Source organism: Paenibacillus sp. CCS19, from assembly GCF_033239625.1.
GTDB lineage: Bacteria > Bacillota > Bacilli > Paenibacillales > Paenibacillaceae > Paenibacillus_T.
Genome location: NZ_BTCK01000010.1, coordinates 118,805 through 145,159, shown reverse-complemented (window position 1 = coordinate 145,159; position 26,355 = coordinate 118,805). Strand labels below are relative to the sequence as shown.

The 26,355-nt window shown below is 49.5% G+C and carries 25 protein-coding genes and 1 tRNA gene; 17 read left to right on the top strand and 9 right to left on the bottom strand.

Annotated elements, in window-relative coordinates; translation table 11 throughout:
* Positions 1-257 precede the first annotated feature (257 nt).
* Together SBI19_RS10090 and gyrA are read right to left on the bottom strand one after the other, a co-directional pair.
* The gene (locus SBI19_RS10090) at positions 258-1,337 is read right to left on the bottom strand and encodes an HD-GYP domain-containing protein (protein ID WP_317967591.1); all 1,080 of its coding nucleotides are present in this window, start codon (positions 1,335-1,337) and stop codon (positions 258-260) included.
* Positions 1,338-1,371: 34 nt separating this feature from the next.
* On the bottom strand, positions 1,372-3,840 hold the full coding sequence (gene gyrA, locus SBI19_RS10085) for a DNA gyrase subunit A (RefSeq protein WP_317967589.1): 2,469 nt from the start codon (positions 3,838-3,840) through the stop codon (positions 1,372-1,374).
* Between the two features lie 393 nt (positions 3,841-4,233).
* Here gyrA and SBI19_RS10080 point away from each other — a divergent pair, with 393 nt between their 5' ends.
* Entirely contained in the window at positions 4,234-5,040 is an 807-nt protein-coding gene (locus SBI19_RS10080) for a YheC/YheD family protein (RefSeq protein WP_317967587.1), read from the top strand.
* A gap of 42 nt (positions 5,041-5,082) precedes the next feature.
* Here the strand turns inward: SBI19_RS10080 and gyrB are convergent, their stop codons facing one another.
* From gyrB to dnaA, 6 genes are all read right to left on the bottom strand, one after another.
* Positions 5,083-6,993, bottom strand: a complete 1,911-nt coding sequence (gene gyrB, locus SBI19_RS10075) for a DNA topoisomerase (ATP-hydrolyzing) subunit B (protein WP_317967585.1) — start codon at positions 6,991-6,993, stop codon at positions 5,083-5,085.
* Between the two features lie 56 nt (positions 6,994-7,049).
* A complete protein-coding gene (remB, locus tag SBI19_RS10070) occupies positions 7,050-7,298 on the bottom strand; it encodes an extracellular matrix regulator RemB (RefSeq protein ID WP_110042347.1) in 249 nt (82 codons plus the stop codon).
* A gap of 44 nt (positions 7,299-7,342) precedes the next feature.
* The gene (recF, locus tag SBI19_RS10065; RefSeq protein ID WP_317967581.1) at positions 7,343-8,446 is read right to left on the bottom strand and encodes a DNA replication/repair protein RecF; all 1,104 of its coding nucleotides are present in this window, start codon (positions 8,444-8,446) and stop codon (positions 7,343-7,345) included.
* 60 nt (positions 8,447-8,506) lie between these two features.
* Positions 8,507-8,725: a S4 domain-containing protein YaaA gene (gene yaaA, locus SBI19_RS10060; protein ID WP_317967579.1), complete on the bottom strand. Its 219-nt coding sequence runs from the start codon at positions 8,723-8,725 to the stop codon at positions 8,507-8,509.
* 39 nt (positions 8,726-8,764) lie between these two features.
* Positions 8,765-9,907, bottom strand: coding sequence for a DNA polymerase III subunit beta (gene dnaN / locus SBI19_RS10055; RefSeq protein ID WP_317967577.1), 1,143 nt, complete (start codon positions 9,905-9,907; stop codon positions 8,765-8,767).
* A gap of 215 nt (positions 9,908-10,122) precedes the next feature.
* The gene (gene dnaA, locus SBI19_RS10050) at positions 10,123-11,469 is read right to left on the bottom strand and encodes a chromosomal replication initiator protein DnaA (protein WP_317967575.1); all 1,347 of its coding nucleotides are present in this window, start codon (positions 11,467-11,469) and stop codon (positions 10,123-10,125) included.
* A gap of 677 nt (positions 11,470-12,146) precedes the next feature.
* Here dnaA and rpmH point away from each other — a divergent pair.
* The 12 genes from rpmH (at position 12,147) to SBI19_RS09990 (ending at position 23,796) form a co-directional block, all read left to right on the top strand.
* Positions 12,147-12,281: a 50S ribosomal protein L34 gene (gene rpmH / locus SBI19_RS10045; protein WP_191204595.1), complete on the top strand. Its 135-nt coding sequence runs from the start codon at positions 12,147-12,149 to the stop codon at positions 12,279-12,281.
* 227 nt (positions 12,282-12,508) lie between these two features.
* Entirely contained in the window at positions 12,509-12,856 is a 348-nt protein-coding gene (gene rnpA / locus SBI19_RS10040) for a ribonuclease P protein component (protein WP_317967572.1), read from the top strand.
* 194 nt (positions 12,857-13,050) lie between these two features.
* Positions 13,051-13,845: a YidC/Oxa1 family membrane protein insertase gene (locus tag SBI19_RS10035; protein WP_483312268.1), complete on the top strand. Its 795-nt coding sequence runs from the start codon at positions 13,051-13,053 to the stop codon at positions 13,843-13,845.
* Positions 13,842-14,492, top strand: a complete 651-nt coding sequence (gene jag, locus SBI19_RS10030; RefSeq protein WP_317967570.1) for an RNA-binding cell elongation regulator Jag/EloR — start codon at positions 13,842-13,844, stop codon at positions 14,490-14,492. The genes SBI19_RS10035 and jag overlap by 4 nt, the downstream gene beginning before the upstream one ends.
* A gap of 192 nt (positions 14,493-14,684) precedes the next feature.
* Positions 14,685-16,064, top strand: coding sequence for a tRNA uridine-5-carboxymethylaminomethyl(34) synthesis GTPase MnmE (mnmE, locus tag SBI19_RS10025; RefSeq protein WP_317967610.1), 1,380 nt, complete (start codon positions 14,685-14,687; stop codon positions 16,062-16,064).
* Between the two features lie 31 nt (positions 16,065-16,095).
* On the top strand, positions 16,096-17,994 hold the full coding sequence (gene mnmG / locus SBI19_RS10020) for a tRNA uridine-5-carboxymethylaminomethyl(34) synthesis enzyme MnmG (RefSeq protein WP_317967568.1): 1,899 nt from the start codon (positions 16,096-16,098) through the stop codon (positions 17,992-17,994).
* Between the two features lie 10 nt (positions 17,995-18,004).
* Positions 18,005-18,727: a 16S rRNA (guanine(527)-N(7))-methyltransferase RsmG gene (rsmG, locus tag SBI19_RS10015; RefSeq protein ID WP_317967608.1), complete on the top strand. Its 723-nt coding sequence runs from the start codon at positions 18,005-18,007 to the stop codon at positions 18,725-18,727.
* A 315-nt stretch (positions 18,728-19,042) separates the two neighbouring features.
* Complete coding sequence (gene noc / locus SBI19_RS10010; RefSeq protein WP_317967566.1) at positions 19,043-19,867, top strand: nucleoid occlusion protein; 825 nt, start codon at positions 19,043-19,045, stop codon at positions 19,865-19,867.
* Between the two features lie 229 nt (positions 19,868-20,096).
* A complete protein-coding gene (locus tag SBI19_RS10005; RefSeq protein ID WP_317967564.1) occupies positions 20,097-20,870 on the top strand; it encodes a ParA family protein in 774 nt (257 codons plus the stop codon).
* Entirely contained in the window at positions 20,851-21,702 is an 852-nt protein-coding gene (locus SBI19_RS10000) for a ParB/RepB/Spo0J family partition protein (RefSeq protein WP_317967562.1), read from the top strand. Before SBI19_RS10005 ends, SBI19_RS10000 begins: the two co-directional genes overlap by 20 nt.
* Before the next feature lie 328 nt (positions 21,703-22,030).
* Positions 22,031-23,200: an aminotransferase class V-fold PLP-dependent enzyme gene (locus SBI19_RS09995; protein ID WP_317967560.1), complete on the top strand. Its 1,170-nt coding sequence runs from the start codon at positions 22,031-22,033 to the stop codon at positions 23,198-23,200.
* Between the two features lie 107 nt (positions 23,201-23,307).
* Positions 23,308-23,796, top strand: a complete 489-nt coding sequence (locus tag SBI19_RS09990; RefSeq protein ID WP_317967558.1) for a DUF4446 family protein — start codon at positions 23,308-23,310, stop codon at positions 23,794-23,796.
* Here SBI19_RS09990 and yyaC read toward each other — a convergent pair.
* On the bottom strand, positions 23,771-24,358 hold the full coding sequence (yyaC, locus tag SBI19_RS09985) for a spore protease YyaC (protein WP_317967556.1): 588 nt from the start codon (positions 24,356-24,358) through the stop codon (positions 23,771-23,773). The genes SBI19_RS09990 and yyaC overlap by 26 nt on opposite strands.
* Before the next feature lie 194 nt (positions 24,359-24,552).
* Here yyaC and SBI19_RS09980 point away from each other — a divergent pair, with 194 nt between their 5' ends.
* From SBI19_RS09980 to SBI19_RS09965, 4 genes are all read left to right on the top strand, one after another.
* Positions 24,553-24,801: a putative Se/S carrier protein gene (locus tag SBI19_RS09980; protein ID WP_317967554.1), complete on the top strand. Its 249-nt coding sequence runs from the start codon at positions 24,553-24,555 to the stop codon at positions 24,799-24,801.
* Between the two features lie 66 nt (positions 24,802-24,867).
* On the top strand, positions 24,868-25,746 hold the full coding sequence (locus SBI19_RS09975; RefSeq protein WP_317967552.1) for a mechanosensitive ion channel family protein: 879 nt from the start codon (positions 24,868-24,870) through the stop codon (positions 25,744-25,746).
* Positions 25,736-25,966, top strand: coding sequence for a DUF951 domain-containing protein (locus tag SBI19_RS09970; RefSeq protein WP_317967550.1), 231 nt, complete (start codon positions 25,736-25,738; stop codon positions 25,964-25,966). Before SBI19_RS09975 ends, SBI19_RS09970 begins: the two co-directional genes overlap by 11 nt.
* Positions 25,967-26,061: 95 nt before the next feature.
* Positions 26,062-26,152, top strand: a tRNA-Ser gene (locus SBI19_RS09965).
* Positions 26,153-26,355: the final 203 nt, after the last annotated feature.

The window sequence follows — 26,355 nt, the reverse complement described above, 5'->3', positions numbered from 1 at the left end:
AAACTGACAGTTTCGCTCGTTGTTCAGTTTTCAAAGAACAATTTCGACAACTTTTACATCTTATCAGATGTTAATCAGTGTGTCAATTTTTATTTTGTTTCTTCGCTGCCGTTCAGCGGCGACTTAGATAATATATCATAGACTGACATCCCAATGCAACACCTTTTTTCATTAATTTCAATATAGTTGTTTATTATAATCAGGCGTTAAAAAACCGCCTTCCTCCAACAGGATAGGCGGTTTACATCTTACAACGTTTAGTTTGATACAACCTCTTGAATATAGAGATGACGTTCGGTCGATAGGTTAACAATCGATCCGGCAACGGACACCCACGGCCTTGTTGGCTGGCTCCGGTCCGAGAACACAATCTCACCTGTACGACCATCGCTAAGTTTGACAACCGTTCCGTTATGGAACTGCGTTGCCCTCTCTATGAATACACGAACGTATGCAGGCTCAAGCTTACCGAAAGCATTCTTCTGAATCTCTTCTAGAACCATGTACGGAGAAGCAGCCTTCTGATAAACCTTATTGAGTGTCATCGCGTGGAATGTATCTGCGATGGCAACAATCTTGGCGTACGGGTGAATCTTGTCCGCTTTGATCCCTAATGGATAACCGCTGCCGTCCTCACGCTCATGATGCTGCAGCGATGCCAGCTTTACTCCCTCATTAAGGGCTGCGATCGGCTTCAGAAGCTGGTACCCGTTCACCGTATGACGGCGCACCTCTTCCCGCTCCTCACTCGTCAGCGCAGTTGGCTTAAACAGAATGGCGCGGTCAACTTTCGTGTTGCCGATGTCATGAAGCAGACCCGCCAATGCAATCTGAACCCAGTCCTTCGAGGTAAACCCGTTCCATCTTGCAAGCAAGTAGGATGTGAGACCGGTAAGCAGACTATTGTGGTACCAATAGTCGTCTTCCTTCAGCCCCGAAGGAACAAAGGTAAGGATGTTATATTCACCAGTCAAGCCGATAAGTTTCTCCATCTGCTGACGAATCTCAAGAATCGGCAGCGCCTGACCGGATAATGCATGATTGAAAGTTCGTCTAACGAGCTGAAAAGTAACCTCGTATTCCGCCTGAAAACTCGAAACTACTGGTTTCTCTTCTTCTGTCTCGCTCTTCTCTTTCTTGACAGAGCCAGCAGCCTTGTTGTCTGTCTTATCGGCCACTTCCACATCAACGGTTCTTACTTGAAAGGCCTGTAATATATCGAGTTCTCTCGAGGTAACGACGACACCTTTGTGGAACAGGGTGTTGCCTAGCGGTGTCTGCACATCCTGCAGCAGCTTATCGCCTGGCTTCAGTCTTGATAACAATACATTTGCCATTGCCTTTCTCTCCTGTTCCGAGGTTTGTCGAGCTCTATTCGGTTTCTTGCTCTCCGCCTTCTTCTTCCTCGTGCTCTTCTTCACTACGGGCTACTCGCGTAACCGTCGCAACGGCATCCTCGTCACGAATATGAATGAGCTTAACGCCTTGCGTGTTGCGGCCCATCGACGAAATACCATCCATGCTCGTGCGGATCATCGTACCCGATTCCGTCATGATCATGAGATCCTCGTCGTTCTCAACAACCTTCAGTCCAACAATCGATCCGTTCTTATCGGTAACGTTGAGCGTCTTAATCCCTTTACCGCCACGGCTCTGGCTGCGATATTCGCTCATTGGCGTACGTTTGCCGTAGCCCTTCGACGTTACGATCAGAACGTCATTCTCGCTCTGTACAATGTCCATGTCGATGACTTTATCGTCGTCATCAAGCTGAATGCCTTTAACGCCTGTTGCGGAACGTCCCATCGAACGAACGTCCTGCTCTGGGAAGCGAATCGACATACCTTGGCTTGTACCCATGATGATCTCCTGGTTGCCATCCGTCAGCTTCACGCCGATCAACTCGTCATCCTCTCGGAGCGAGATCGCGATCAGGCCGACCTTACGAATGTTGGAGTAATCATCAAGCGGAGTTTTCTTCACGACGCCTTGGCGAGTTGCGAAGAACAGGTAGTTGTCATTATCGAACGATTCAACCGGAATAACCGCGTTGACGACCTCGCCCTGTTCGATCTGAATCAGGTTGATAATCGGTGTACCGCGTGCAGTACGGCTGAGATCTGGAATTTCGTATGCTTTCAACCGGTAGACCTTACCCTTATCCGTAAAGAAGAGCAGGTAGTGGTGCGTGTTCGATACGAATAGATGTTCAACGAAATCGTCATCCTTCGTATCCATACCGATAACACCTTTGCCGCCCCTTCTCTGGCTGCGGTACGTCGTAACCGGCAGACGTTTAACATAACCCGAATGGGTGATCGAGATAATAACGTCCTCGCGTGGAATAAGATCCTCGTCGAGAATTTCGTCTTCCCCAATCGTAATTTCCGTTCGGCGTTCATCGCCAAACTTGTCTCTGATCTCATTAAGCTCGGTGCTAATAATATCGAGTACGAGCTGCTCGTCAGCGAGAATCGCCTTGTACTCAGCGATCTTAGCCAGGAGCTCGTTATATTCAGCCTCAATCTTATCGCGTTCCAAACCTGTGAGACGCTGCAGGCGCATATCCAGAATAGCTTGCGCTTGCTCTAGGCTCAGGCCAAACCGTGCAATCAAGCCTTCACGTGCCTCATCCGTTGTACGCGACCCACGGATAAGCGCAATGACCTCATCCAGGTTATCGAGCGCAATGCGCAAACCTTCGAGAATATGTGCGCGAGCTTCCGCCTTCTTCAGGTCGTATTCCGTACGGCGACGAATGATCTCGATCTGGTGCTGCAGGTAGTAGTACAAAATGTCTTTGATATTAAGCACCCTTGGCTCGCCGTTAACGAGAGCAAGCATGTTAATACCGAAAGTCGATTGCAGCTGTGTCTGTTTGTACAGGTTGTTCAATACGACCGATGGCGTTACGTCACGGCGAAGCTCGATGACGATGCGCATACCGTTGCGGTCGGACTCATCGCGCAGGTCCGTGATACCTTCAACCTTCTTCTCGCGGACGAGCTCTGCAATTTTCTCGACCAGACGTGCTTTATTTACTTGGTACGGCAGTTCATGCACGATAATGCGAGCCTTGCCGCCGTTCTCTTCGATCGTTGCTTTGGCGCGCATCGTAACCGATCCGCGTCCCGTCGTATAAGCTTGACGGATGCCCGCTTGTCCCATTACATAGCCGTACGTCGGGAAGTCAGGGCCCTTAATATAGTTCATAAGCTCAGTCGATGTGATCTCGGGATTAACGATCATCGCCTGAATACCATCGATAACTTCACCCAGATTGTGCGGCGGAATATTCGTTGCCATGCCTACTGCGATACCCGTAACACCGTTCACGAGCAAGTTCGGGAAACGAGATGGCAGAACCGCTGGTTCATGTTCTTCGCCATCATAGTTAGGCACGAAGTCAACTGTTTCTTTATTCAGGTCACGAAGCAGTTCCATCGCGATTTTCGAAAGTCTGGCTTCTGTATAACGCATTGCCGCTGCCATATCGCCGTCTACCGAACCGAAGTTACCATGACCGTCGATAAGCATATAACGCATCGAGAAATCCTGTGCCATGCGAACCATCGTGTCGTATACAGCCGAGTCACCGTGCGGGTGATACTTACCGATAACTTCACCGACGATCCTAGCCGACTTCTTGTACGGCTTATCTGGTGACATACCAAGTTCGGACATCGCGAAAAGAATCCGTCGATGTACAGGCTTCAGTCCGTCTCGTACATCCGGGAGCGCACGGCTTACGATGATGCTCATCGCATATTCCATGAACGAATCGCGCATCTCGGTGCCGATATCACGATCCCTTATTTGTGAGCGTTGTTCTTCCGACATTGTTACCCTCCTGACATCTTTTGCAAAACGAATGATTATAGCGCTGCTGCCCCAGCATTCGTCATGTAAGAATCAGCTCTTAGAGTCTGATAAATCCGCATACTCTTGTTAATCTATTTGTTTCACAAAGCCGTTCAGCTTAAACCTGACGAATAAGAACATCCCTTAAGGTGAAACTGCTCTACTCTTGGATTGGAAAACAGGCTTCTCGTTCAGCCAAAAACAGTTAGCCGCCCTTCGCTTCCAGCTCCGGTTCACCATATGCTGATAAGGAATGCACACTCATTTTCATCTATAGGCACACCTCTCTATTATAACATCGATTTCCACCTCTGTCTTGTTTCGTTGTCGAATGGTCGGGATAGATTTTGTGGCGAAAGGCGGGATAGATGATTGGCTATTCAGCGCGTACACAGCAAATGGGCCAAAACAGCGGTATTGCTCACTTCCGAATTGCTGCGTCCATATATACCCGAAACATCGCCGTTTCGGCGGGAAACCGTACGGTTAATGCTCGATCAATATGGCATGATCTACCTCAAACCTGATCGGGGTACGTTCGGTAACGGCGTTATTCGAGTAGAGAAATCAGCCTCTTCTTCACTTCCATATCAATTCCAATTGGATAAGAAGATTCGACAGTTTGCGACGTTCGAAGCGATGTACAATCGACTGCTGTCGATTCAGCGGACGAGGCCCTATCTTGCTCAAAAGGGGATACAGCTGTTGCAATTCCAAAAACGCCGTTTTGACTTCCGCGTAATGGTGCAGCATAACTTGCGAAACGAGTGGGAGACGACAGGTGTAATCGGCAGGCTCGGACTTCCCTCCAAAATTGTAACGAACTATCACAGCGGCGCTACCCCGCTTCCATTCTCAACACTGATGACTCCACATATGTCAGAGCATAGGCAGACAGAGTATCTAAACTTTCTTTCTTACTTAGGCGTCGAAACAGCTAAGCAGCTGCAGCATGCATATCCTGGACTTAGAGAGATCGGCATCGACTTTGCTATCGACACGGAACTGCATCCATGGATTCTAGAGGTCAACACGCTGCCTGATCCCTTTCTCTTCCGTAAGCTTGGCGACCGCAAGGTGTTCAATCGAATCTATCAGTATGCGGTTGGTTATGGCCGATTCAAGGCGAAGAAAACTTCATGTCTATACAAAAACAAGCCGCAGACCAAAACGATCTGACGGCTTGTTGTATATGCAGCCCCTTACGCAAAGAGCGGCGTTCTAGATGTCCAAATTCCTAACGTGCTTCGCGTACTGCTGGATGAAGTCACGACGCGGCTCAACATTGTCGCCCATCAAAGTATCGAACATAACGTCCGCTTCAATGGCATCCTCGATTGTTACCTGGAGCATTGTACGGCTCTCAGGATCCATCGTCGTCTCCCACAGCTGGCCTGCATTCATCTCGCCCAAACCTTTGTAACGCTGGACGTTGATTTTCACGCCTTCGCCGAACTCAGCAATAATCGCATCGCGTTCCTTCTCTGACTGCGCATAGCGAACGACCTTGTTGCGTTCGATCTTGAACAGCGGCGGTTGTGCGATATAGATAAAGCCGGCGTCGATAATCTTCCGCATGTAGCGATAGAAGAACGTAAGCATAAGGGTACGAATGTGAGCGCCGTCGACGTCAGCATCGGTCATAATAATAATCTTATGGTACCGTGCTTTCGCAAGGTCGAAATCATCGCCGATGCCTGTGCCAAGCGCCGTAATGATCGCTCTGATCTCGGCATTGCCAAGAATGCGGTCAAGCCGCGCTTTCTCAACGTTCAGGATTTTACCGCGCAGCGGCAGAATCGCTTGGAAGTGGCGATCGCGTCCCTGCTTCGCCGATCCGCCTGCGGAGTCACCTTCGACGATGTACAGTTCGCTGATCGATGCATCCTTGGAGGAGCAGTCCGCCAGCTTGCCTGGCAGCGAGCTTACTTCGAGTGCGCTCTTACGACGCGTCAGCTCACGCGCTTTGCGCGCTGCTTCACGAGCACGGGAAGCCATGAGGCCTTTCTCCACGACTCGCTTCGATACAGCCGGATTCTCATCCAAGAACTCTTGCAGCTTCTCTGCGAACAACGACTCGACGATACCTCTAACTTCGCTGTTGCCAAGCTTCGTCTTCGTCTGGCCCTCGAACTGCGGCTCAGGGACCTTCACGGAAATAATCGCTGTCAAACCTTCACGAACGTCATCGCCCGACAAGTTCGCGTCATTCTCTTTAATCGAGTTCGTACGGCGAGCATAGTCATTGATGATCCGGGTAAGCGCGCTCTTGAAGCCGGATTCGTGCGTACCGCCCTCATGCGTGTTGATATTGTTAGCGAACGAGTAAATGTTCTCGCTATAGCTGTCGTTATATTGCAGCGCAACCTCGACGCTGATGTGGTCCTTCACGCCTTCTACATAGATCGGCGTCTCGTGAAGCGCCTCACGCGTACGATTCAAGTATTGGACGAATTCGATAATACCGCCGTCGTACTTGTACGTATTCGTCTGACCTGTGCGCTCATCAAGCAGCGTAATGGAGATGCCCTTGTTCAAAAAGGCAAGCTCGCGAATACGCCCCTGGAGTATCTCATACTCGTATACGGTCGTTTCCGTGAAAATCTCTGCGTCCGGTTTGAAGCGTGTCGTCGTTCCCGTTTCATCCGTATCGCCGATGACCTTAATGTCATATTGAGGAGCACCACGACGATACTCCTGCTGATAAACGTGACCGTCGCGTTTGACCGTAACGGTAACGTGTTCGGACAATGCGTTAACAACCGATATACCTACGCCGTGCAAACCGCCGGACACTTTATAGCCTTCGCCGCCGAATTTGCCGCCTGCGTGAAGTACAGTCATGACAACCTCAAGCGTAGACTTCTTCAGCTTCGTATTCTCACCGACTGGAATACCCCGGCCGTTATCGACTACCGTGATGCTGTTATCTTCATGAACGATGACGTCGATATGCGTACAGAATCCCGCGAGCGCCTCGTCAATCGAGTTATCGACAACTTCCCACACGAGATGATGAAGACCTTTGCTGCTTGTGGAGCCTATATACATACCTGGACGCTTCCGTACAGCCTCCAGGCCTTCAAGCACCTGTATCTGACTCTCGTCATACGTATTCTGGTTCGTAGACATGCCTATTCACTGCTCCTCTCGACTGCTCTTCGTGATTGCGTTAAAAAGCCCGCCGATTAGTAAGCCGCAAAATGATGGGCCCGCTTCTTCAACGTAGAGGATGAAATCGGCGAATAATAGATTTTATGTTTGGTCAAGACGATCGACTTCGGTTCCTCTTCCCCAATGGTCTCAACGTCTTTACGTTTGCGTGCACCTGCCACGAATTGTTTGGAAAGCTTGGACGATTGCTCGATCGAAACGTCGAAAATAGCGACCAGCTCCGCTGCCCGAATGATTTTCTCTCCGCCCAAATGGATATACATTCGCAGTCCTTCCTTTCGCTAAAACGCTATAGTTCTTTAATGCGTTAACGCGTGACACGACCGTCTAAGACATGATAAATGCCAGCATCTTGTAGCTTGCCGAGGTCGACGCTCTCAAGGCCGGTCGTCGTAATGAAAGTCTGCACTTTCGATTGGAATGTCTCGATTAGCTGCGTCTGCCGGTTCCGGTCGAGCTCAGAAAGCACATCGTCAAGCAGCAGCAACGGATATTCACCAATCTCTTCTCGAATAAGCTCGATTTCTGCCAGTTTGAGCGATAATGCCGTCGTACGCTGCTGTCCCTGGGAACCGAAAGTTTGTGCTTCTTTCCCGTTAATAAAGAACGCCAAATCATCCCGATGAGGACCAACAAGCGTCGTTCCCCTCCGGATTTCCTGTTCCTTAACTTGTGATAATTTTAACATAAAATGATCAAATAAAACAGATTCATCTTCAATGTCGAATGAAGGCTTGTACGCTACCGTTAATTGTTCGGTTCCAGCTGTAATGCCTGCATGAATCTGCTGCGCCCATTGTTGCAGCTTTTGTATAAAGTATTGCCGTTTTTTAATAATTTTAACACCAAATTCTGCCAACTGTAAATTCCATACCTCTAGCAGACCTTGTTTATCCCCGCCGCTGGACCATAATGTCTTTAAGTAATTGTTGCGCTGAACAAGTACTTTGGAATATTGCTGCAGCGTATGCAAATAGCCGGGCTGCACCTGTCCGATTTCCATGTCGAGAAACCGTCGGCGCACACCCGGCGTTCCTTTCACAATTTCCAGGTCCTCTGGCGCAAACATGACGACGTTGAGCGACCCGACAAAATCACTTAGGCGGCGCTGCTCCAGTCCGTTAATCTTCGCTTTCTTCCCTTGTGCCGAGAACATCAGATCCAGCTTAACCGCTCCGTACTGCTTATCCACAAGCCCGTGAATGTGGGCCTCCGAACCTTCCCAACCGATCAGCTCTTTATCCTTCGACGTTCGATGCGACTTCGTCAGGGCGAGTGCGAAAATAGCCTCAAGCAAATTCGTTTTCCCTTGTGCATTCGGGCCAACGAACAAATTGACTCCGCTTCTCGTATCGAGCTCCAGCTCGTTGTAATTGCGGTAATTGCGCAGGGCAATTCGATTCAAAAACAAAGTGCTCAGCCCCTGTCCTTACAGTCATGGCTTATCTTATTGCGAAATAGCCGAGCAGCGTTATCCACGCCGCACGACTGTAAAGGTGCCGAATCCTTCAACCTGCACGACATCGCCGGCATACAATTTTCTTCCGCGGCGGTTATCGGCTTCACCGTTGATGATGATCTCATTCTCTTGCAGGAAAAACTTCGCTTGACCGCCGGAGTCGATGCAATCCGACAGCTTCAGAAACTGTCCAAGCGCAATATATTCGGTTCCGATCGCAATTTCTTTCATCGGTAACTCTCCATTCTTTCGTATAAGCTGATCCGCAGCTTAGCCGGTTGTACGGTAAGGCAAAATAACGTAGGTGCTGTGGGGATGATCAACCGGACGAATAATGATTGGGCTCATCGCACCGTTAAACTGAATATTCAACTGCTCGCTGTCAATGACCTTGAGCACATCGAGCATATATTTGGAGTTGAACGCGATGCGAAGCGGATCGCCTTCCATCTTGAACGCTTCCAGCTGTTCGGTTACGCGGCCAAGCTCGGAGGAGCTGGACGATACTTCGATACCGCCGTTGTCGAGCGTTACGAGACGAACAATGTTCGTTTTCTCTTCGCGGCTCATCAGATATGCACGATCGACAGCGTCCGTAATTTTTTTTGTATCCACGACGAGTTCTGTTTTGAACGATTGCGGAATAATCTTGGAAGTGTCCGGGTAGATCCCGTCCAACAGACGCGAGTAGAACAATACGTTGCCGATTTTGAACAGGGCTTGATTGTCTGCTACGACCATGTCGACGAGCGCCGAAGCATCCGGAATAAGACGGGACAATTCATTGAGCGTCTTCGCGGACAGTACGATATTGGAAAACCGCAGATCCGGGTTGGAATCAACCTTCGACGTACGGTAAGCGAGACGATGACGGTCCGTAGCTACAAAACGAAGCTGCTGATCCTGAAGATTCACAAGCGCACCGGTCAGAATCGGCGTTTGTTCACTTGTGGATGCAGCGAAAATCGTCTGGCGAATAATCGATTTCAATAGATCGCCTTGGATTTGCAGAACGTCGCTCTGTTCGATGGAAGGAAGAACCGGGAATTCCTCTGGATCCAGACCAACCATCTGAATATCGGTCGAACCGGAGCGAATCATCGTAATGAAATGTTCGCTGACTTCGATTTCGACATTGTCGGAAGGAAGTTTCTTAACGATCTCGACAAAAAACTTCGCTGGCAGTACGACGCTGCCTGGCTTCTCCACTTTGGCAATCACCGTATCGCTTGATTCAGCAGGGATGTAGCTTTGAATCGAAATATCGGTGTCGCTTGCCGTCAATGTAACGCCTTGATGGGTTACCTCGAATTTGATACCGCCAAGAATCGGAATTGCTGGACGAGACGAAGTCGCTTTCGCAACTTGCTGGATCGCATCGTTCAGTTCGTTTTTCGCTATTGTTAATTTCATGCTCTCACTCCTATATCGCTAGTTGGCGCGTCGAATTGAAGCTTGTCGACGAATGAATTTTGATGTCGTTATTTAGACGATGTTTATTAATAAATACTAGAAGTAATAGTAATAGGCGCGGTGAATATGTGGATAACCGCTGTGAACGCTGATAGAGCAAGCCTATCCACATGTGCATAGCTTGTGCATAGGCTTGCTCGTTTGTTCATAGTTATTCACGTATGATTTTTGATCTTCTCGCTTAAGTTCTGAATGATCTTGAACAGATCCTGGTCAGCCTTCAACTGCGTCGTGATTTTCTCATGGGCATGGATGACTGTCGTATGGTCACGACCGCCGAACGCTTCGCCGATCTTCGGCAGCGAGTAATCGGTCAGCTCACGAGATAAATACATGGCGATTTGACGCGGGAATGCCACTGCCTTCGTCCGCTTCCTCGCTTTGAACTCCTCAAGCCGCAATCCGTAAAATTCGCCGACCTTCTGTTGAATATCGTTGATCGTAATCATTTTCGGCCGGCTGGTCGGAATAATATCTTTAAGTGCTTCGGCAGCCAGATGGGACGAGATGTCCTCATTAATGAGCGACGAGTAAGCTACGACCCGAATCAGCGCACCTTCAAGCTCCCGGATGTTTGTATCAATCTGGCTCGCGATATATACCATCGCTTCATTCGGGATTTCAAGGTTTTCCGCACGCGCTTTCTTCCGCAGAATCGCGATCCTCGTCTCTAAATCCGGCGCCTGGATGTCCGTCATCAATCCCCATTCGAACCGTGAACGCAGCCGTTCTTCCAGCGTTGGAATTTCTTTCGGCGGGCGGTCACTGGAGATGATGATCTGTTTGCGTTCCTCATGAAGCGCATTGAATGTATGGAAAAATTCCTCTTGCGTTCCGTCCTTGCCGGCAAGAAATTGAATATCGTCAATGAGAAGCACGTCGATGTTGCGATACTTGTTGCGGAAGCTCCCAGGGCTGTTATCACGGATCGCATTAATGAACTCATTCGTGAATTTCTCAGAAGAGATATACATGACTTTCATGCTCGGATTGTGATCCAAAATATAATTGCCGATGGCATGCATCAAGTGTGTTTTGCCAAGACCAACGCCGCCATATAAGAACAGCGGATTGTATGTCTTGGCCGGCGCTTCAGCTACAGCAAGCGAGGCTGCATGAGCGAAACGGTTATTGGCGCCGATGACGAACGTTTCGAACGTATATTTGGGATTCAGCAGATGGTTGAAAGGTTCATCGGCCGTTACCACTGCTTGTACCTCAATTGGAGGAGTCTGCACCGGTTCCGGCGGTCGGTTTTCTTCAATAACGAATTTCACATCGACCGTACGACCCAGAAATTCGAACATTGTCGTTCGGACCAGCTTCGTGTATCGGCTTTCCAGCCATTCAGCAGCGAATGTCGTTGGCGCGGTTACGACAAGAACATCGCCTTTCAAGTCGGCCCTGGTCGCTTTAAACCATGTGTCGAAGCTTGGTTTGCTGAGCTTCGTCTGGATCACCGACAGCACTTGCTGCCACATATCCGGGGTATGGCTGTCCACAGCTTGTCACTCCTTCATCTGATTGGCCGATCTGTTGTTATTATGCGGTTTCTGGAGTGCGCTTAGCAGCTACCACGATAGAAATCCACAGTATAAACGAAAGAAATCCCGCTATCTATCAAGAGGGGATGGATTTGTTCACAATGTTATCCACAGGGTGTTAATAACAATTATGATATTGGGCCGGTATCCACATCGAAAACATATCTATCATAGCAAAAGAAGCCTTATATTACAACGAATCTGCCCCGATTATCCACAAATCCTACAGGTTGTGTATAAATGTTACTGACAGCACAAGATATTGTTAATATCCTGTTAAACTTTCGACACCTTTCGCACCAATCGGCCAAATTTTATGCACATGTTATTAATTTTCGTCAGATTTCACAATCGGGTTGTAGATATCCACAAAAATAGAACGCTGACAATCGAATTGTGCACAACTGCGCGGGATGACATCTTTCGCCGCTTCCGGGCACAGTTGACTTTTGCCTAGCCGCGTGGTTAAATATAAAAAGGTCTTTTTTCAGGGCTGTCGGGACAATGAGAGATAAACCCGATCAAGTCCGGCAGCTGGTGAATGCCTTCTAGTTAGAATGTGCACGTAACCCGCATAACCTTATTCTCTTCGGAGAAGGACATATGATTACTTCTTTAAAGGAGGTGCAATTGTAATGGGTCCTACATTTAAGCCGAATGTTAGCAAGCGCAAGAAAAACCATGGCTTCCGTAAACGGATGAGCACGAAGAACGGTCGCAAGGTACTGGCTGCTCGCCGTCAAAAAGGAAGAAAAGTGCTGAGCGCGTAATTTTGAGACCACTGTGCGGTGGTCTTTTTTTTATGCATTTTGTCCAATCTTATAGGTAAGAATCCTTGATCGAGGCGTTTCGGAGATGAGTGACCCGCAGCTTTGGTGATGCAAACATCTTCGTATGTATGAGGAAGGGTTTTATGGCCATCGAGGATTTGTTTCTTCAATATTATTAATTGAAGGCTTACGAATTCTTATAAGGTAAGAAAGCGGAGGTGAGGTCCATGCATCGCAAACTGAGGCTGAGGAATCGTGCTGATTTCAGTCGGATCTACCGTGGAGGAAAGTCGTTTGCCAACGGCCAGTTCGTTGTGTACTGGTCCAAGCAGCCTGCAGCCGAGCCGTTTCGGCTTGGTGTATCCGCAAGCAAAAAGATCGGTAACGCCGTCGTGCGTAACCGAATGCGTCGGGTTGTGAAAGAAATTGTTCGGCTTAACGCGGAGCGGATCGCACCGCATGTCGATCTGATCCTCATCGTCCGCAAGCCGGCGGTTGAGATGAAGACGAAAGAGCTGGAGAAGAGCGTTATTCACGTGCTGAAGAGAGCTGGATTGCTCAAGGTTCGGACATAAGTCAGACTGAGACATAATGCGCTAAAATTCAATGCTTTTGCGCAAATATATAGCTCTCCGAAATGAAATAGACTGTACCGTCAAGAAGACGTCAACAGCCGGCTGACTTGCTGTACGAGCTGTTTCATTGAAACTAAGAATATGGTATAGTTTAGGTTGGAAAAGCATTTGCTCTGTTCAGAGAGGAGTTTGTGATATTGTCCCGCTTTTTTAAACGCAAATGGCTGCTTGTCGCGGGCCTGATCATGATGATGGCAGTCCTTGCTGGCTGTTCGGCAAATCATCAAACGATGACAACCGAGGACATGCTCCAGGGTGGCTTCTGGCAGCGTAACGTCGTTTATTGGTTCTCATTGGTGCTCGACAAATTCGCTACGTTATTTAATGGAGAATATGGACTAGCCATTCTGCTTCTGACGATTGTTGTGCGGACGTTGATTCTTCCGCTTACGCTCAAGCAATACCGTAGCTCCAAGGCGATGCAGGCGATTCAGCCGGAGATCGAGAAAATCCGTAAGAAACATAAGGATAACCCGCAATTGGTACAGCAGGAGACGATGAAGCTGTTCCAACAGAATGGCGTCAATCCGATGGCAGGCTGCTTGCCGATGATCGTTCAGATGCCTGTGTTCATCGCGTTGTATAACTCGATTTCGACAAACAGTGCGATCTACGGTCATAAATTCCTCGGGCTGCAATTGGGCCTGAATGTTAAAGACCAAGGCATGTGGATCGCTTACTTGCTGCCAGTTATCGCTGCAATCACGACGTTCACACAGACGAAGATGATGCAGGCGCAGCAGAAGACGGCAATGCCAGGTATGCAGGTTATGCTGTTGATTTTCCCAGTCATGATCTTCGTAATGGCGCTTCAGTTCCCAGTCGCACTGCCGCTGTACTGGATTTACAGCAACGTCTATACCATTGTTCAGAACTATTTCCTGTACGTACGCCCATCCAAGCGTAAGGAGAGTGTTCCAGCGAAATGAGGAAAATCGTCGCATCGGGAAAAACGATAGAAGAGGCGGTCCGTAACGGACTTCATCAATTGCAAACAACGGAAGACCGCGTGCGCACCGTCGTGCTGGAGCAGCCCTCGAGGGGCTTGTTCGGCTTGATTGGCACGAGGGAGGCCAAGGTGGAGCTCGAAGAGCTTCCGACTCCTTATGACCATGCGGAGCAATTCGTAATCGAAGTCGCCAGTTGCATGGGACTGAAAGTGAAAGTATCCGGCTCGGATTCGAAAGATGGTTTTCTTCTGGAGGTTGAAGGGGAAGACGATCTCGGTCAGATGATCGGCCGCCGGGGCCAGACGCTCGATGCTTTGCAATACTTGACCACGATTGTGGCCAACCGTTACAGTGACAAGCCCGTTCGGATCGTGCTCGATGCGGAAGGTTTCCGGGAACGCAGACGGAAGACATTGGAGGAGCTATCAGATCGGCTGGCCGACCGCGTCGTGAAGACGAAGAAGGAAGTCACACTCGAGCCCATGTCTCCGCAGGAACGTAAAATTATTCATTCGCAGCTGCAGAACCATCCGCTTGTTCGTACGTTCAGTCAAGGCGAGGAGCCGAATCGGCGCGTCGTCATCGCACTCCTGGAGAGGAATGCGAAAGAGAAAATCGGCGAATAATGAGCAGTAACGGTTAAGCAGCGTACTATTTGCAGCAATGGCTCTTTGCGGTCATTGCTGTTTTTATTAAATATAAGACTATATAATTTATCAACCTATATGTAGGCTTATATTTCATCGGAATGAAACGCGCCGCGCCGCCAATCAGGTGGCGACGGCCGTTTCACCTTGGAGGAGCGTTTTCAGATGGTAATGTCTCACGATACGATAGCGGCGATCGCGACGGCAGTCGGGGAAGGCAGTATTGCCATTATCCGAATTAGCGGACCGGATGCTATTGCGCGGACGGCGGCAATTTTTCGAACAAAAGATAATTTCGAGGCAGCACAGACGCATACGGTACATTATGGCCATATCATCGATAGTTCGACAAACGAACGGGTGGAGGAAGTGCTCGTTACGCTGATGCGCGGACCTCGTTCCTTCACGGGAGAAGATGTGGTCGAGATCGGAACGCATGGCGGTGTCATTGCGGCACAGAACGTAATGCAGCTCGTACTTCGTCAAGGCGATGTGCGGTTGGCGGAGCCAGGTGAATTCACGAAGCGGGCATTTTTGAATGGTCGAATTGATCTGACACAGGCGGAAGCCGTTATTGATCTTATTCGTTCGAAGTCTGACCGTGCGTTCCAGGTAGCGAGAAGACAATCGGAGGGGGCACTGTCGAAGCAGATTAAACCGCTGCGGCAGCAAATTCTCGAACTGATTGCGCATGTAGAAGTCAATATTGATTATCCCGAGCATGATGTTGAGGAGCTCACGAGCGCATTCATCCGCACCCAGTGCGGGCTGGCGCTGGAAGGCGTTAACCGGTTGCTTAAAACCGCGTCGGAAGGGAAAATATTGCGTGAGGGCATTGTTACAGCGATCGTCGGACGACCGAACGTCGGGAAGTCTTCGCTGCTTAATGCGCTGTCGCGCTCGAATAAAGCGATCGTCACGGATATTCCGGGTACAACGCGCGATGTCATCGAGGAGTATATAACGATTAACGGAATTCCGTTACGTCTGCTTGATACGGCGGGCATTCGTGAAACATCGGATGTGGTGGAGCGAATCGGAGTGGAGCGTTCGCGTTCAGCGCTGGAGGATGCTGACCTCATTCTGTTCGTACTGAATCAGAATGAGCCGCTGCATGATGATGATCGCAAATTGATGAAGAGCCTTGCGGACAGGCAGGTTGTCGTTATTTTGAACAAAATCGATCTGCCTAAAAAGCTGGACACGAGTGAACTTGAACGTACATTCCCAGCCGATCGCATTGTATCGATGTCGGTGCAGGAGGAACAAGGAATTGATCGTCTCGAGCAGGTCGTAAGCGATATGTTCTTCGAAGGCGGGATCGAGACGAATGATCTGACTTACGTTACGAACGTTCGTCATATATCGCTGCTGGAGCGGGCGAGGCAGTCGCTTATGGATGCCATGGATGCCACACATGCAGGTATTCCAATCGATATTATACAGATTGATGTTCAACAGGCGTGGGAACTGCTTGGTGAAGTGATTGGTGACGCGGCAGGCGAATCGCTGCTGGATCAAATATTCTCGCAATTTTGCTTAGGCAAGTAATGAAGGAAAAGAAAGTCGGGAGGGAAATACAATGGGATACTTCGGAGGAAGTTATGACGTTATTGTTGTCGGCGCCGGCCATGCCGGCGCTGAGGCGGCGCTTGCTGCGGCACGGATGGGCTGCGAAACGCTGCTGCTGACGATCAACTTGGATATGGTCGCATTCATGCCGTGCAATCCATCGATCGGCGGTCCGGCGAAAGGCCACGTTGTGCGTGAGATCGATGCGCTTGGCGGGGAGATGGGCCGTAATATTGACCGCACATTCATTCAGATGCGTATGTTGAACACAGGCAAAGGGCCTGCGGTACATGCACTGCGTGCGCAAGCGGATAAGTTCGATTATCAGCATGTCATGAAGAGGACGATCGAGGAAACGGATCATTTGACGCTTCGGCAGGGGATGGTTGAGGAACTGATCGTCGAGGATGGCAAATGTGTTGGTGTAATTACGAAGACAGGTGCGGAATACCGCTCTAAGACAGTCGTAATTACTACGGGCACGTATATGCGCGGCAAAATTATTATGGGCGAGCTCATGTACGAGAGCGGCCCGAACAATCAACAGCCTTCCGTGAAGCTGTCGCACTGCCTGAAGGAATTGGGCTTCCAGCTAGCGCGCTTCAAGACAGGTACGCCGCCGCGCGTTCACGGCGACACGATTGATTTTAGCAAAACGGAGATTCAGCCAGGCGATGATACGCCAAAGTTCTTCTCGTATGAGACAGAGAGCTCCAATAATGAGCAGCTGCCATGCTGGCTGACGTATACGTCGGAGACGACGCATCAAATTATTAATGACAACCTGCACCGGGCCCCGATGTTCTCGGGCGCAATTGAAGGTACAGGTCCAAAATATTGCCCTTCGATCGAGGACAAAATCGTTCGTTTCGCCGATAAGCCGAAGCATCAGATTTTCCTTGAGCCGGAAGGGAAGAATACGTCGGAGTATTATGTTCAGGGCCTGTCGACGAGTATGCCGGAAGATGTGCAGTTGAACATTTTGCGTTCCATCCCAGGTCTTGAGCAGGTTGAGATGATGCGGACGGGTTACGCGATTGAGTATGATGCCGTCGTACCAACGCAGCTGTGGCCAACGCTTGAGACGAAGCTGGTGGAAGGTCTGTTCACCGCCGGTCAAATCAACGGCACTTCGGGATATGAGGAAGCGGGCGGTCAAGGGATTGTAGCGGGTATTAACGCTGCCCGCAAAGCGCAGGGCAAATCGCCTGTTGTGATCGAGCGCTCCCAAGGTTATATCGGCGTCATGATTGATGACCTTGTTACGAAAGGTACGACGGAGCCTTATCGACTGCTTACATCGCGTGCGGAATACCGTTTGCTGCTTCGTCATGACAATGCGGATCTGCGCCTTACGCCGCTCGGCTATGAGATCGGTCTGATCAAGCAAGATCGTTACGATCGCTTCCTGAACAAAAAGGCATTGGTCGAGCAAGAGATCGAACGTCTGAAGTCGGCCAAAATTCGTGCTGACGAGTCTGCCCAGTCTCTTCTCGAAGAAATCGGCTCGGCTCCGCTGACAGGCGGCTGCTCCGCACTGTCGCTGCTGCTTCGCCCGGAAGTCACTTACGCGCACGTCGAACGGCTGACGCCTGCTCCGTACGAGTTGACGGATGAGATGAAGGAGCAGGTCGAAATTCAAGTCAAATACAGCGGTTATATCGAGAAGCAGCTGCTGCAGGTTGAGCGAATGAACAAGATGGAGAAGAAGCTCATTCCGGATGATATCGACTACTTCGATGTTCACGGACTTGCGAACGAAGCGAAGACGAATCTGTCCAACATTCGACCGCTTTCCATCGGCCAGGCATCGCGCACCGCTGGCGTAACGCCGGCAGACATTTCGATTCTGCTTGTCTACCTGGAGCATTACAACCGGGTAACAGCAGCGCGGGCAGCACGGGGGTAACGATAACTTGATGGATCAGACGTGGACATGGTTCAGCAGTAAACTTGCGGAGCAGGGAATCACCCTGACGGAACAACAGCTGAATCAATTCGAATTGTATTATAAGTTGCTGGTCGAATGGAACGAGAAGATGAATTTAACCGGCATTACGGAGCGGGAAGCGGTATATGAGAAACACTTCTACGATTCGATATCGCTCTCGTTCTATGTAGGTATGAATGAGATTAGGAGCATTGCTGATATCGGATCCGGCGCAGGGTTCCCCAGCTTGCCGATTAAGATCTGCTTCCCTCATTTGAAAGTGACGATTGTTGATTCACTCAGCAAGCGGATTGGGTTCTTGCAGCATGTTGTAACCGAGCTTGGTCTTCGCGATGTAACTTGCCTGCATGGCCGAGCAGAAGATATCGCGAGGCTGCAGGAGCATCGCGATCAATATGATCTGGTTACGGCTCGGGCAGTAGCTAAGCTCAATGTGTTGAATGAGTTTTGTCTGCCGTTCGCACGCAAAGGCGGGATGTTCGCTGCGATGAAGGGCGGGGATCCTGCCGACGAGCTGAGGGAAGCAACGACTAGTATGCGCGAGCTTCGCGCGAAGTCAATCGGCATCGAAGCGATGCAGCTGCCTTGGGAGCAATCGGAACGACATATCGTTTTGTTGCAGAAGACAGATCAAACACCGAAGAAATATCCACGCAAGGCAGGAACGCCTTTGAAACAGCCAATTGTATAATGTAATGGAGTAGAAACGCGCTGCGCTGCCAGATGGATGGTGCAGCGCGATTTTTTTTGTTTACTATGAATGTTTCACGTGAAACATTCATGGTAAACTTATTTGTGTCGATATAGATGTCAAGCAGGAAATGAGAATCTGTATATCGAATAGTAAATAGGCAAGGTTGTACTCGGAGAATGCATGAAGGCATTGATCGGTTGTACCAAGGTGAAACGGCTATTACCACTCTTATTATCGGCATAGTACGTTTCATTCCGGCGAAATACCTGTATTTGGACAACGGCATATTAAAATCGGGTGGTAGTTGACGTTATGAAAGAACAGTTCTCACGGTTGTTCGGGATAGCCGATCAACGAAACAATCCGGAATCGGATGAAGTAAAGCAAATTTCAATTGGCGATATCGATACGAGCCCTTATCAGCCTAGGACGATCTTCGATGATGATCGTATTGATGAGTTGTGCCAAACGATCAAGACTCACGGCGTTATTCAGCCGATTGTCGTTCGTTTGCGCAATGGCCGCTATGAGATTATTGCTGGTGAGCGTCGTTGGCGTGCAGTCACCAAGCTTGGACTAGAAACAATACCGGCCATCGTACGTGAATTCAACGATTCACAGGCTGCATCTATCGCACTCATCGAGAACCTGCAGCGTGAGGGACTCACAGCACTTGAAGAAGCGGTCGCTTATCAGAAGCTGATTGATCTTCATCAATTGACGCAGGAAAGTCTGGCTCAGCGTCTTGGCAAGAGTCAATCGACGATCGCGAACAAGATTCGTCTGCTCGGATTAAGTAACCCGGTCAAAGATGCATTGATGGAACGGAAAATTACGGAGCGTCATGCTAGAGCACTCTTATCTCTGGACACGGATGAGTTGCAGGAGAAGGTTCTAGGTGATATTATCTCAAAAGAATTGAATGTGAAGCAGACGGAGGCGCGGGTTGCTTTCTATAAGGAAGCGGCTAAAGCGAAGAAGTCTCGCCGTATTTCGTTCACGAAGGATGTACGTCTTGCGCTCAATACGATTCGCCAATCCGTTGAGATGGTAACGACTTCTGGATTGAAGATTGATACGAAAGAAAATGATCACGAAGATCATTATGAAATTATTATACACATTCCTAAACGCTAATTGCTGCAACTAAGCTGGTTCGATGGTATTGCCAGGCGAAACGGTTGATGAAACCGTCTTTTCTGCCCACATAGGGAGAGAGCATGATTACGAAAGCATTGAAGTGGGGTAGAATTTTCTGATGGCGATAAAACTTACCTCTAAACGCGGTCGCTCACTAGGAGAGGCCTCGCTAGAGGTTTTCTCATTTTCAGACGAATCGATTGCATACACACAAGAGGTGAACGGATTGGCTAAAACAATTGCAATTACGAACCAGAAGGGCGGTGTCGGGAAAACGACAACGTCCGTAAATCTGGGGGCGTGCCTAGCTTCGCTGGGTAAACGCGTGCTGTTGGTCGATATAGATCCGCAAGGGAATACGACGAGTGGAATCGGAATCAATAAGGCAGACGTCGAAAACTGCATATATGATATTCTGATCAATGATGTTCATCCGAAGGATGCCATCTGTTCGACGAATGTTCCAGGCCTTAATATCATTCCGGCTACGATTCAATTGGCTGGTGCTGAGATTGAAATGGTCTCGACGATTTCGCGAGAGGTTCGTTTGAAGAAGGCGCTCCAGCAGGTGGGCAAGGACTACGATTATATTCTAATCGACTGTCCGCCATCGCTTGGTCTGCTTACGATCAATTCGCTTACTGCGGCTGATTCTGTTCTCATTCCGATTCAATGCGAGTATTACGCGTTAGAGGGCCTCAGCCAATTGCTTAACACGGTACGTCTCGTTCAGAAACATCTCAATACGAGTCTTCAAATCGAAGGCGTATTGCTTACGATGTTCGATGCACGGACAAATCTAGGCATTCAAGTAATTGAAGAAGTGAAGAAGTACTTCCAACAAAAGGTGTATCAGACCATTATTCCGCGTAATGTCCGGCTGAGTGAGGCGCCTTCGCACGGACAAGCAATTATCACATACGATCCACGCTCGAAAGGCGCAGAGGTGTATCTTGAGCTGGCGAAGGAAGTGATTATGTATGAGCAAGCGGCTAGGTAGAGGACTTGATGCGCTCATTCCGTCGCTGTCGGTTAAGGATGATGATAAAGTAATCGATGTTCCACTCGCGCAGCTAAGACCGAACCCTTATCAGCCACGGAAAACGTTCGATGAGGAATCGATCAAAGAACTGGCAGAGTCGATCAAGCAGCACGGTGTTATTCAGCCGATTATCGTTCGTACGGTGCTGCGCGGTTATGAGATTATCGCAGGCGAGCGTCGCTTCCGCGCGTCGCAGCTATGTGGCAATCCGTCCATTCCGGCGGTCGTAAGGACATTCACTGATCAACAGGTCATGGAAATTGCACTGATTGAGAATCTGCAGCGTGAAGATCTGAATGCGATTGAAACAGCGATTGCGTATCAAGCGCTGATGGACAAGTTCGAATTGACGCAAGAAGAGCTGTCGATGAAGGTGGGCAAATCTCGTTCGCATATTGCGAATTTCCTTCGTCTGCTGACACTGCCAGCGAGCATCAAGGAAGATGTTTCACGTGGAACATTATCGATGGGCCACGCACGTGCACTTGTCGGTGTGAAGGAGACGAATCAGCAACTGGAGCTCGCTCGACTGTCGATTGAGCAGGAGTGGAGCGTACGGGAACTGGAAGCAGCGATTCAGAAGCAGCCAGAGAAACAGCCGGATAAAGAGAAGGCGAAGTCAAAGAAACGTGATCCATATCTCGAAAGCGTGGAAGAGACGCTCCGCGATCATTATAAGACGACGGTCCGGATCAAACAGCAGAAGGATAAAGGTCGTATCGAACTGATGTATTATAACAAACAGGATTTGGAACGACTCTTAGAATTGCTGCAGCAGCATCTTGCCTAATCTTGTACGATAAACGCCATCATTCATATAGTAAGTACAAGAGCGATAGCATACCTTGGTTGTACGAGTTCCAGTACCATGGAACGTATACACAGGGGTATGCTATTTGTTACTATATAGGAGAGGTACATGCGCGAATCCGTGGAAGCGGGTTGGACTTGGATATCGTCGTCTTACGTAATGAGAGTGATCATTCCTATTGGTGGTATAACAAACCTCTAAGCGCGGCGGCTCATTCTCGAGCTCCTCGGGATAGAGGTTTTCTCAATCTATAGCAGGTATTCTCCGGTAATGATTTAGGGGTCTAACGCGGAAGGAGAACGGGTAAATGGATCGTCAGAAAGTGATTTACTTGGATCACGCAGCAACCTCGTGGCCGAAGCCCCCAGAGGTGATTGATGCAGTTCGTGATGCGATGTTGTATGATACCGCAAACCCTGGCAGGGGAAGCCATGCAATGGCTGTTCGCTCAAGCCGGCATCTGTTCAATGCACGTAAACAGTTAGCGAAGTTGTTCCGTATTAGCAATCCGAATGATATTGCATTCGCATCGAATACGACGGCTGCGCTGAACTTAGCGATCAAAGGGTTCGTAAAGCCGGGGGATCATGTTATTTCAACGGCGGTTGAACATAACTCGGTGAGACGTCCGCTTGAATATTTGAAGCAGGCAATCGGAATTAAAGTAACCTATGTAGAATCCGATACGTATGGAGTAATTGAGCCCAAGCGTATAGAAGAAGCGATTGTACCCGCAACGACGCTCGTAATCGTTAACCATAGCTCGAATTTACTCGGGGCGATAGCTCCTGTGGCGGAGATCGGCGAGGTCTGCCGTAAGCATGGCGTGAAGCTGCTTGTAGATGCTGCCCAGAGTGCAGGCATTCTGCCTATCGATGTAGGGGCGCTGGGGATCGATATGCTGGCTTTTCCGGGGCATAAGGGGCTGCTGGGGCCGCAGGGGACTGGAGGGCTCTATATCCATCCAGAGATTGATCTGACGCCGCTGCTGCACGGTGGGACAGGCAGTCAATCAGAGGCGCCAGAGCAGCCGAGTGTGAGGCCTGATCGATACGAGGCGGGAACGCCGAATACACCAGGATTCGCAGGGCTGGCCGCAGGTGTGCGTTACATATTGAATGAGTCGGTTGAAACGATCCATACTAAGGAATGGAGATTAACACAACTGATGATGGAGCAGTTGTCAGCGATTCCGGGTATTCAATTGCTCGGCCCGTCCATCGGACAACCGCGGACAGGCATCGTTGCCTTCAACTTAGAAGGGGCGGAAGCCTCCGAATTGTCGTTTATTCTGGACCAACATTACGGTATCGCAGTGCGGGCCGGTTACCACTGCACACCGCTTGCGCACGCATCAGCTGGTACGCTTGAGAAGGGTGCAGTTCGGGCAAGCGTAGGTTGTTTCACAACGGAAGACGAAGCACAAGCTCTTGTAGATGCGATGAAGGAAATAAGCGCTCATTATCCAGTTGGATAGAGTACACGAGTAAGACAGGTATAATGCTCGGCTATATGCTCATATAATGGTCGAGTCGGATGCACGACAAGCGATGTGGATTTGGGACAGCGGGGGAGCGAGTTACAATGAATGAAGCATTATCGCCTTTGGAATTAACAGTAGTGGGTCTGTCAGCGGTTATCGTCGTATTAATCATTTGGATGTCGGTTATAGGCAGACGGTTGAAGAAGCTGAGGAAACAGTATGTTACCGCGATGGATGGAATGGGTGTAACGAACTTAGAGGATATGCTGATTGAAATCAGACAGCAGCTCGGTGATCAGCAGATCAAGCAGGCTGAGCAGGACAAAGCGTATGAGAAGCTGGAGAAAGCGCTAAGCGATTCGAGAGGCAAAGTAGCTGTGCACCGCTACAATGCATTCGCGGATAACGGAAGCGACTTAAGCTTCTCGCTGGCCATTATTAATGATTCGCAGGACGGAATCGTGTTGAGCGGCCTTCACAGCAGGGAAGATACGTACGTGTATGCGAAGCCGCTCGAGAAAGGGAGTTCGCCATATCCGCTTACGCCGGAAGAGAAGAAGGCAGTTACTCTTGCACTGCAGCAGGCCTAGAGCTTCGGCTGTTCATAATGGCTGAGAAGAGGCTGTGCGCGATGACGTCAGCCATGCGCATGACGAGATGAAGGCGCGTATTCTGAAGGACGAAGTATTCCATGAAGCCGCCAACGTTCACAATGCCGGTTATATGCATATCGCCGACCGGAGGAAGCTGTTTGTTCACACCGGCGCCGGGCCTTACCGGTCCGATGCCGACTTGAATATTGCCGACGCTCGTAACTTGTCCCAGGCAAGCGTCGATTCCGATGATGAAGGCATGAGGATGCTTCCGATGAATGAGGCCAAGCGTATCCTCAAGATTCATCGCATGGACAGGCTCCTCCAGCGTGCCATACAGCTCAAAATGCGGGCTGCGGTAGTTGCCGAGCGTCGTCCCGATCAGCGGACCGAGTGAATCGCCAGTGGAGCGGTCGGTGCCGACGCAAACGACGATAATGCGCTGATTGCCGGATAAGCCGTTCAGCAGAACGGTTAAACGGTTAGTCAGGATGCCGGCTGCGTTTGGTTCCAAGTAGGGCACCTTTAAAGGCGATTCATATAACGATGACAGTTTCATAGTTTCCCCTCCGCCTCTCGTAATGTAATACTAGTATATGGTTGGGACAACCATTTTATACTTGTGCGGGAAAATATACGCCGCTTCTCAAGGCGCAAATAGGCTTGCCCTGTATACGTTTCCGACCATGACTGTCGGATTGCAGAACGATCTTGCAGCGGATGCAGCGGCGGCTTAATTCTAGGAGAGTGCATATGCTTATCGCATTCGATTCAACGCAGCAGGCTCTGCGGATGGAAATGCTGCTAGAATATATTGAAATCGAAATTGATCTGTGCCCAACACCAAAAGGGATTACAGCCGGCTGCGCTTTATCAATCCGGTTTCCGGACGATGATGAGTCCGCCGTATGGGATGTAATTGAAACAGAGAAGGTAGAAATTCGCGGAATGTTCAGGGAGTTGTCGGACGGAGAACAATTCGAGCAAGTGGTACGGGATTAGAATGGATTAGTGTAAGTGTATATGTAAGTGTAAGTGGCAAGTGCAAGGAAGGGCAGGCTGAGGGAAATGGACATCACGCAAACATGGGATAGCATCGTCAATTGGCTGTCGAGCCACGAGAGATGGGCGGACATCGGACTGACCATTGTTCGGGTCGCAGCGATTCTGCTTATTGGCAGGGTTGTCGAGCTTATCGTACATAAATCGATAAACCGGATGATGATCGAGCGCGAGATGAAGCAGGCGAGCTTTACACGACGCATGCTGACCGTCGGGAAGCTGTTGAAGAACGTAACAACTTATTTGATTTATTTTGTAGGGGCGCTGTTAATTCTTGCTGAATTCAACGTCAACCTGGCGCCACTGCTTGCGGGTGCTGGCGTAATCAGCTTGGCGATCGGTTTCGGTGCGCAGAGCTTAGTGAAAGACATTATTACGGGATTCTTCATTATTCTAGAGGATCAATTCGCTGTCGGAGATGTGATTCAAGTCGGTCAGTTCAAAGGTACGGTCGAAATGATCGGTCTGCGTACGACAAGAGTCAAGAGCTGGACAGGTGAAATGCACATCATTCCGAACGGGATGATTAATGAGGTAACGAACTTCTCAATGAACAATTCGGTTGCAGTCGTTGACTTCGCGATAGCGTATGAGGAAGATGTGGACCGCGCCGTCGATATTATGAAGAAGACATTGGAGTCAGATACGCTCGTATTGGAGCATACGATGGGCAAACCACAGGTGCTTGGCGTACAGATGCTTGGACCGGAGCAGGTAACGCTGCGTGTTATTGTAGAATGCTTGCCGACGATGCAGGCAGTCGTAGCACGAGCCTTGAATGCGATCATTAAACGTGCATTCGATGAGCATCATATAGATTTGCCTTATCCAAGAATGGTGACGTACCAGCGTACGGAGAAAGGAGAGGTGCGAAATGGAACGTAAGGAGTTTCAGTTAGGCGATGTTGTTCAAATGAAGAAGCAGCATCCATGCGGAACGAACGAGATGGAGATCATTCGAATGGGCATGGACATCCGCATTAAGTGTGTAGGTTGTCAGCACAGCGTGCTTATACCGAGGGCGAAGTTCGAGAAGAACATGAAGAAGGTGCTTCGTTCGAAGGCGGATGGACAGCAACCGGATGCGGGGAATGGATCGGAATAGGGGCTAGACCGGTTAGAAAATAGAACTATTCCGACAATTTCAAAAGACTTGCATTGGCATTTACGGTGTGTTATTATAAGTCTTGTCTTCACCACGGAGAGGTACCCAAGAGGCCCAAGGGGGCTGACTCGAAATCAGCTAGGCGTGTCAAAGCGTGCGTGGGTTCGAATCCCACCTTCTCCGCCATACATAGCGATTAACGGTTCTCGATTAAATCGAGGGCCGTTTTTTATTTGTCATCCTGAATCCTTTGAAGGGTCTCGATGGGTAGAACATAAAAAGAAGCCCTTGCGGGCTCCTTTTGACGGCGTTGTGAAGGATATGAAACTGATCACTTCTGACGTAGAAAACTTCGGATCATCGTCACGAATTCGCGGCAGAATTCGTCG

What these genes read in the sequence shown, in the direction of transcription:
- SBI19_RS09970 (WP_317967550.1), top strand. Translation starts at nt 25,736, where the DNA reads ATGGAACGTAAGGAGTTTCAGTTAGGCGATGTTGTTCAAATGAAGAAG.
- SBI19_RS09990 (WP_317967558.1), top strand. Translation starts at nt 23,308, where the DNA reads ATGAATGAAGCATTATCGCCTTTGGAATTAACAGTAGTGGGTCTGTCA.
- SBI19_RS10000 (WP_317967562.1), top strand. Translation starts at nt 20,851, where the DNA reads ATGAGCAAGCGGCTAGGTAGAGGACTTGATGCGCTCATTCCGTCGCTG.
- SBI19_RS09975 (WP_317967552.1), top strand. Translation starts at nt 24,868, where the DNA reads ATGGACATCACGCAAACATGGGATAGCATCGTCAATTGGCTGTCGAGC.
- mnmE (WP_317967610.1), top strand. Translation starts at nt 14,685, where the DNA reads ATGTCTCACGATACGATAGCGGCGATCGCGACGGCAGTCGGGGAAGGC.
- yyaC (WP_317967556.1), bottom strand. Translation starts at nt 24,358, where the DNA reads ATGAAACTGTCATCGTTATATGAATCGCCTTTAAAGGTGCCCTACTTG.
- rpmH (WP_191204595.1), top strand. Translation starts at nt 12,147, where the DNA reads ATGGGTCCTACATTTAAGCCGAATGTTAGCAAGCGCAAGAAAAACCAT.
- yaaA (WP_317967579.1), bottom strand. Translation starts at nt 8,725, where the DNA reads ATGAAAGAAATTGCGATCGGAACCGAATATATTGCGCTTGGACAGTTT.
- SBI19_RS09980 (WP_317967554.1), top strand. Translation starts at nt 24,553, where the DNA reads ATGCTTATCGCATTCGATTCAACGCAGCAGGCTCTGCGGATGGAAATG.
- rsmG (WP_317967608.1), top strand. Translation starts at nt 18,005, where the DNA reads ATGGATCAGACGTGGACATGGTTCAGCAGTAAACTTGCGGAGCAGGGA.
- gyrB (WP_317967585.1), bottom strand. Translation starts at nt 6,993, where the DNA reads ATGTCTACGAACCAGAATACGTATGACGAGAGTCAGATACAGGTGCTT.
- SBI19_RS09995 (WP_317967560.1), top strand. Translation starts at nt 22,031, where the DNA reads ATGGATCGTCAGAAAGTGATTTACTTGGATCACGCAGCAACCTCGTGG.
- jag (WP_317967570.1), top strand. Translation starts at nt 13,842, where the DNA reads ATGAGGAAAATCGTCGCATCGGGAAAAACGATAGAAGAGGCGGTCCGT.
- dnaN (WP_317967577.1), bottom strand. Translation starts at nt 9,907, where the DNA reads ATGAAATTAACAATAGCGAAAAACGAACTGAACGATGCGATCCAGCAA.
- SBI19_RS10090 (WP_317967591.1), bottom strand. Translation starts at nt 1,337, where the DNA reads ATGGCAAATGTATTGTTATCAAGACTGAAGCCAGGCGATAAGCTGCTG.
- rnpA (WP_317967572.1), top strand. Translation starts at nt 12,509, where the DNA reads ATGCATCGCAAACTGAGGCTGAGGAATCGTGCTGATTTCAGTCGGATC.
- mnmG (WP_317967568.1), top strand. Translation starts at nt 16,096, where the DNA reads ATGGGATACTTCGGAGGAAGTTATGACGTTATTGTTGTCGGCGCCGGC.
- gyrA (WP_317967589.1), bottom strand. Translation starts at nt 3,840, where the DNA reads ATGTCGGAAGAACAACGCTCACAAATAAGGGATCGTGATATCGGCACC.
- remB (WP_110042347.1), bottom strand. Translation starts at nt 7,298, where the DNA reads ATGTATATCCATTTGGGCGGAGAGAAAATCATTCGGGCAGCGGAGCTG.
- noc (WP_317967566.1), top strand. Translation starts at nt 19,043, where the DNA reads ATGAAAGAACAGTTCTCACGGTTGTTCGGGATAGCCGATCAACGAAAC.